Source organism: Pseudomonas sp. 13B_3.2_Bac1 (genome assembly GCF_025466205.1).
GTDB classification, from domain to species: Bacteria; Pseudomonadota; Gammaproteobacteria; order Pseudomonadales; family Pseudomonadaceae; genus Aquipseudomonas; species Aquipseudomonas fluorescens_H.
Map to the genome: position 1 here is coordinate 1 of NZ_JANLOG010000061.1, position 5,642 is coordinate 5,642.

Annotated in this window: 4 protein-coding genes; 3 read left to right on the top strand and 1 reads right to left on the bottom strand. The window is 61.2% G+C overall.

Annotated features, from left to right (window positions below; all coding sequences use genetic code 11):
* Positions 1-57: 57 nt before the first annotated feature.
* Positions 58-879: a c-type cytochrome gene (locus NTD85_RS09605; protein ID WP_262142024.1), complete on the bottom strand. Its 822-nt coding sequence runs from the start codon at positions 877-879 to the stop codon at positions 58-60.
* A gap of 585 nt (positions 880-1,464) precedes the next feature.
* Between NTD85_RS09605 and NTD85_RS09610 the strand changes: the two genes are divergently transcribed.
* The 3 genes from NTD85_RS09610 to NTD85_RS09620 all read left to right on the top strand — a co-directional run.
* Positions 1,465-2,670, top strand: a complete 1,206-nt coding sequence (locus tag NTD85_RS09610) for an acetyl-CoA C-acetyltransferase (RefSeq protein WP_045122355.1) — start codon at positions 1,465-1,467, stop codon at positions 2,668-2,670.
* Positions 2,671-2,694: 24 nt separating this feature from the next.
* Positions 2,695-4,839 (top strand): 3-hydroxyacyl-CoA dehydrogenase NAD-binding domain-containing protein, encoded by a 2,145-nt coding sequence (locus NTD85_RS09615; protein WP_262142022.1) that lies wholly within the window; start codon positions 2,695-2,697, stop codon positions 4,837-4,839.
* Positions 4,840-4,934: 95 nt separating this feature from the next.
* Positions 4,935-5,642: amidotransferase (locus tag NTD85_RS09620; protein WP_262142023.1), on the top strand; the 708-nt coding region annotated here is incomplete at its 3' end.

A 5,642-nucleotide genomic window follows, 5' to 3' on the forward strand; every position in this document is an offset into this window, starting at 1 on the left:
CCCCCCCCCCCCCCCCCCCCCCCCCCCCCCCCCCCCCACTCCTACAGGGGAATGTCGTCAGGGCTTAACCTTGCGCCCAGCCATGTGCTGCAAATAGCCGATCAACAGCTGCAAATCCCCCTCCGGCAACACATCCGCCGAAAACCCTGGCATCTTCGCCTGAGGCCACTGGCGCAAGCTCTGTGGATCGCGAATGTAGCGCTTGAGGAAATCGGCGCCGAAATACTCTGTGGGGTTATACGGAATGTTCAGGTCCGGCCCAAATTGCGCATCCCCCGCGCCGTTCAGGCGATGACAAGCCAGGCAGTTTTTCTGAAACAGGGCAAAACCCTGATTCACCGGGTCATCCGCTTTCAGCTTGGGATCCGGCAGCAGCGCGGGGAAGCGCTCGGCCACCGGCGCCATGCGCTTGATGCTCGCTACTTCGAACGGCCATTGCTCCGGGCTGATGTTGCCGGCCTGCGGGTCGGTCCACACCAGATAGAACGGCCCGGCGCTGTGCTTGCCTTCCGACAGCGGCGGCCACGGCTGCGCCGGGTCCTCAATCGCCAGCCACGCCCGCGCCCCTTTGCTGTTGAGCAGCGGTGCAGCACTCAATTCTGCGGCAAAACCGTCCAGCGCCACGGCTTGCAAGTGATCGTCGGGCTTGATGCCTGTGAGCAGCGCCGCCACCGGCACGACGCGATAAGTCATGTCCTTCTTGTAGGACACATCGTTCTTGATGGTGAGGGTTTGCACCTGCGGATGCTTGAGCAATTCCTCGGTCTGCCAGGTGCGACTATTCGCGCCCAGCTCCAGCGTGAGCTGCGCCGCAGACAAGGGCATGCTCAGCAGCAAGGCCCAGAACGCAATGAGCGTTTTCAAATGTTCGCCGTCCATGTCGTGGAAGTGCACAAAGGTTGGCACAGCCAAGCTGGCCCGGGTAGCGGGCCAGTCACATTTTCATTGGCGATAACGGGCGCCTGCCGCTTGAGTCAGCCAATCACCTTGGTCAGATTGGGCAAAATCAACAACAGCGTCGTGGCGAAAAGAATGAGTCCTGCTTGACGAACTTTCGGTTGTTTGAACATGGCTTGACCGCCTTTTTTGTTATTTCCTGATGTTTGCCTGCATATCCATGACGGCAAACGCTGCACTTCCTGTTGAAGGACGTCGGCCCCGGCAAAACCCGACGACCCTGACGTACATGTACTACCTTAGAGGCCGCGTCACGCTTGGCTTAGATCCATTTCATATGTATTAGCTGCCGTTTGCGATAAAAAACGCATGAGGCGTATTGCCAGCTTCTTCGCCGCCCGCTTGCTAGACAACTCGCTGACCTGAACCGGTTCACCTGTGGGTGGATGACCGTCCGTCTGAGCGTGCGCGTCAACGTCATTGAGCGCTGTGGTCATTGAATCCATGAGCGCTCGGGCCAACAGTGACACTACGAAATTTCACTCACCGCACAGGTTCGAGGACGTCATGACCCAAGCTTTGATTTTCGATGCGTTACGCACGCCCCGCGGCAAAGGCAAGGCCGACGGCGCGTTGCACAGCGTCAAACCGGTGAATCTGGTCGCCGGGTTGTTGACCGCGCTGCAAAGCCGCACGGCGCTGGACACCAGCCAGGTCGATGACGTCGTGCTCGGCTGCGTCACGCCGATCGGTGATCAAGGCTCCGACATCGCCAAGACAGCGGTGCAGGTGGCCGACTGGGACGTCAGCGTGGCCGGCGTGCAGATCAACCGTTTTTGCGCCTCGGGTCTGGAAGCGGTCAACCTCGGCGCGATGAAGGTGCGCTCGGGCTTCGAGGATCTGGTGGTGGTCGGTGGCGTCGAGTCGATGTCGCGGGTGCCGATGGGCAGCGATGGCGGCGCCTGGGCACTGGACCCGCAGACCAACCTGCACAGCCACTTCACTCCGCAGGGCGTCGGCGCCGACCTGATCGCCACCCTTGAAGGCTTCAGCCGCCACGACGTCGATGCCTACGCGTTGCACTCGCAACACAAGGCTGCGCGGGCGCGGGCTGACGGTTCGTTCAACAAGTCGCTGGTGCCGGTGCAGGATCAGAACGGCATCATCCTGCTCGACCACGACGAATTCATTCGCGCCGAATCGACGATGGAAGGCCTGGGCAAACTCAAGCCGAGTTTCGAAATGATCGGCCAGATGGGCTTTGATGCCACCGCGCTGCGGGTTTACAGCCACGTCGAGCGGATCAACCACGTGCACACGCCGGGCAACAGCTCCGGGATCGTCGACGGTGCGGCACTGATGTTGATCGGCTCCGAAGCCAAGGGCCGCGCGCTGGGCCTGCAACCGCGGGCGCGCATCGTCGCCACGGCCGTCACCAGCACCGACCCGACGATCATGCTCACCGGTCCGGCGCCGGCTACGCGCAAGGCTCTGGCCAAGGCGGGTCTGCGCGTGGAAGACATCGACCTGTTCGAGGTCAACGAGGCGTTTGCCTCGGTGGTGTTGAAGTTCATCAAGGACATGGCGGTGGACCCGGACAAGGTCAACGTCAACGGCGGCTCGATTGCCATGGGCCATCCGCTGGGCGCCACCGGTTGCGCGATCCTCGGCACCCTGCTCGATGAACTGGAAGCCCGGCGTCTGCGCTACGGCCTGGCGACGCTGTGTGTCGGCGGCGGCATGGGCATTGCCACCATCATCGAACGCCTCTGAGCCCCGAATTCAAGGAACCTTGTTATGAGCGAAGCCATTCGTTACGAAAAAGGCCAGGACGGCATTGTCGTCCTCACCATCGACATGCCGGGCCAGAGCGCCAACACCATGAACGCCGTGTACCGCGAGGCCATGGGAGCCTGCGTTGCGCGGCTGGTGGCGGAAAAAGACAGCATCGCCGGGGTGATCATCACCTCGGCGAAGAAAACCTTCTTTGCCGGCGGCGACCTCAATGAGCTGATCAAGGTCGGCAAACCCGAAGCCAAAGCCTTCTATGACATGGTGCTGAGCCTCAAAGCGCAATTGCGCACTTTGGAAACCCTCGGCAAACCGGTGGTTGCGGCGATCAACGGCGCGGCGCTTGGCGGTGGCTGGGAAATCTGTCTGGCCTGCCATCACCGGGTGGCGCTGGACGATGCGGCGGTGCAACTCGGTCTGCCTGAAGTGACGCTGGGCCTGCTGCCGGGTGGTGGCGGGGTGGTGCGCATGGTGCGCATGCTCGGCATCGAAAAGGCACTGCCGTACCTGCTCGAAGGCAAGAAGGTGCGCCCGCAACAAGCGTTGCAGGCCGGTTTGATTGATGAGCTGGCGGCGGATCGTGACGAGTTGCTGGCCAAGGCCCGTGCGTGGATTGTCGCCAACCCGAGCGCGGTGCAGCGTTGGGACGTGAAGGGCTATCAGATCCCCGGCGGCACACCGTCGAATCCGAAAGTCGCGCAAATGCTGGCGATTGCGCCGTCGATCCTGCGCAGTAAAACCCAGGGCACGTTGCCGGCTCCGGAGAAAATCCTCTGCGCGGCGGTGGAGGGCGCGCAGGTCGATTTCGACACCGCACACCTGATCGAAACCCGTTACTTCACCGAACTGACCACCGGGCAGATCTCGAAAAACCTGATCGGCACCTTCTGGTTCCAGCTCAATGAGATCAACGCCGGTGGCTCGCGTCCTCAAGGATTCGCGCCTTACGTCACGCGCAAGGTCGGCGTGCTCGGTGCGGGCATGATGGGGGCCGGGATCGCTTTCGTCAGCGCCTCGGCCGGCATCGACGTAGTGCTCAAGGACATCAATCTGGCGGCGGCCGATAAGGGCAAGGCTCATTCGGCGGCGCTGCTCGACAAGAAAGTCGCCCGTGGGCAGATGACGGCTGAAAAACGCGAGGCGGTGCTGGCGCGGATTCAGACCAGCGAAAGCGATGCCGATCTGGCGGGTTGCGACCTGATCATCGAAGCGGTGTTCGAGGATCGTGAACTCAAGGCGACGGTCTCGTCGGCAGCGCAAAAAATAGTGGGTTCTGATGCAGTGATTGCCTCCAACACTTCAACCTTGCCGATCACTGGACTGGCGACCGCAGTACCCGATCAGAGCAAATTCATCGGCCTGCATTTCTTCAGTCCGGTGGACAAAATGCCGCTGGTGGAAATCATCAAAGGCGCGCAGACCAGCGCTGAAACCCTGGCTCGGGGTTTCGACTTCGTTCTGCAGATCAAGAAAACCCCGATTGTGGTCAACGACAGTCGCGGCTTCTTTACCTCGCGGGTGTTTGGCACCTTCACCAATGAAGGCATCGCCATGCTCGGCGAGGGCGTGAGCGCGCCGATGATCGAGACCGAAGCGCGCAAGGCCGGGATGCCGGTCGGGCCGCTGGCGATCTCCGACGAAGTTTCCCTCAGCCTGATGAGCCATATCCGTCAACAAACGGCCAAAGACCTGCAAGCGGAAGGGAAACCGCTGATAGAACACCCGGCCTTCGCCGTGATTGACTTGCTGCTCAACGAATACAAGCGTCCGGGCAAAGCCGCCGGCGGTGGATTCTACGATTACCCGGCGGGTGGTCAGAAGCATCTGTGGCCGGAGTTGAAGACGCGCTTCGAGAAGGCCGACGGGCAGATTTCACCCAAGGATGTGCGTGACCGGCTGTTGTTCGTGCAGGCCCTTGAAACCGTGCGCTGTGTGGAGGAGGGCGTGCTGACCTCGACGGCGGATGCCAACGTCGGCTCGATCTTCGGCATCGGTTTTGCGCCGTGGACCGGCGGTGCGTTGCAGTTCATCAATCAGTACGGGGTTCAGGACTTCGTCGCGCGCGCGCAGTATCTGGCCGAGCAGTACGGCGAGCGCTTTGCACCACCGGCGCTGCTGCTGGAAAAAGCCGCGAAAGGCGAGCTGTTTTAAGTGATCGGGTGAACGCTGCGGGGCTTGCCTTGTCTGGGTGTTTCAAGGCAGGCTCTGGAGTGTTCAATATTCCCATCACGTGTCAGGTATTTTTTATGTCGCTACGCATCTGCATTCTGGAAACCGACATCCTGCGTCCGGAACTGGTCGATCAATATCAGGGTTACGGGCAGATGTTTCAGCGCCTGTTCTCGCAGCAACCGATTGCCGCCGAGTTCACCGTGTACAACGTGATGCAGGGCGAATACCCCAGCGACGATCAGACCTTCGATGCGTACCTGGTTACCGGCAGCAAGGCCGATTCGTTCGGTACCGACCCGTGGATCCAGACCCTCAAGCAATACCTGCTGAGCCGTTACGAGCGTGGCGACAAGCTGCTCGGCGTGTGTTTCGGCCATCAATTGCTGGCGCTGCTGCTGGGTGGCAAGAGCGAGCGTGCCACTCAGGGCTGGGGCGTCGGCACCCACAACTACAAACTGGCGGCGAAGGCGCCGTGGATGAGCCCGGTGCGTGAAGAACTGACGCTGCTGATCAGTCACCAGGATCAAGTGACGGCGCTGCCGGAAAACGCCACGGTGATCGCCTCCAGCGATTTCTGTCCGTTTGCTGCGTACCACATCAACGATCAGGTGCTGTGCTTCCAGGGCCACCCGGAATTCATTCACGACTATTCGCGGGCGCTGCTGGATTTGCGTCAGGACGCGCTGGGTTCGCAGATCTACTCGAAAGGTGTGGCCAGCCTGGAGCAGGAGCACCATGGCACCACGGTAGCGGAGTGGATGATGCGGTTTGTGGCGCACAAG

What these genes read in the sequence shown, in the direction of transcription:
- NTD85_RS09605 (WP_262142024.1), bottom strand. Translation starts at nt 879, where the DNA reads ATGGACGGCGAACATTTGAAAACGCTCATTGCGTTCTGGGCCTTGCTG.
- NTD85_RS09610 (WP_045122355.1), top strand. Translation starts at nt 1,465, where the DNA reads ATGACCCAAGCTTTGATTTTCGATGCGTTACGCACGCCCCGCGGCAAA.
- NTD85_RS09615 (WP_262142022.1), top strand. Translation starts at nt 2,695, where the DNA reads ATGAGCGAAGCCATTCGTTACGAAAAAGGCCAGGACGGCATTGTCGTC.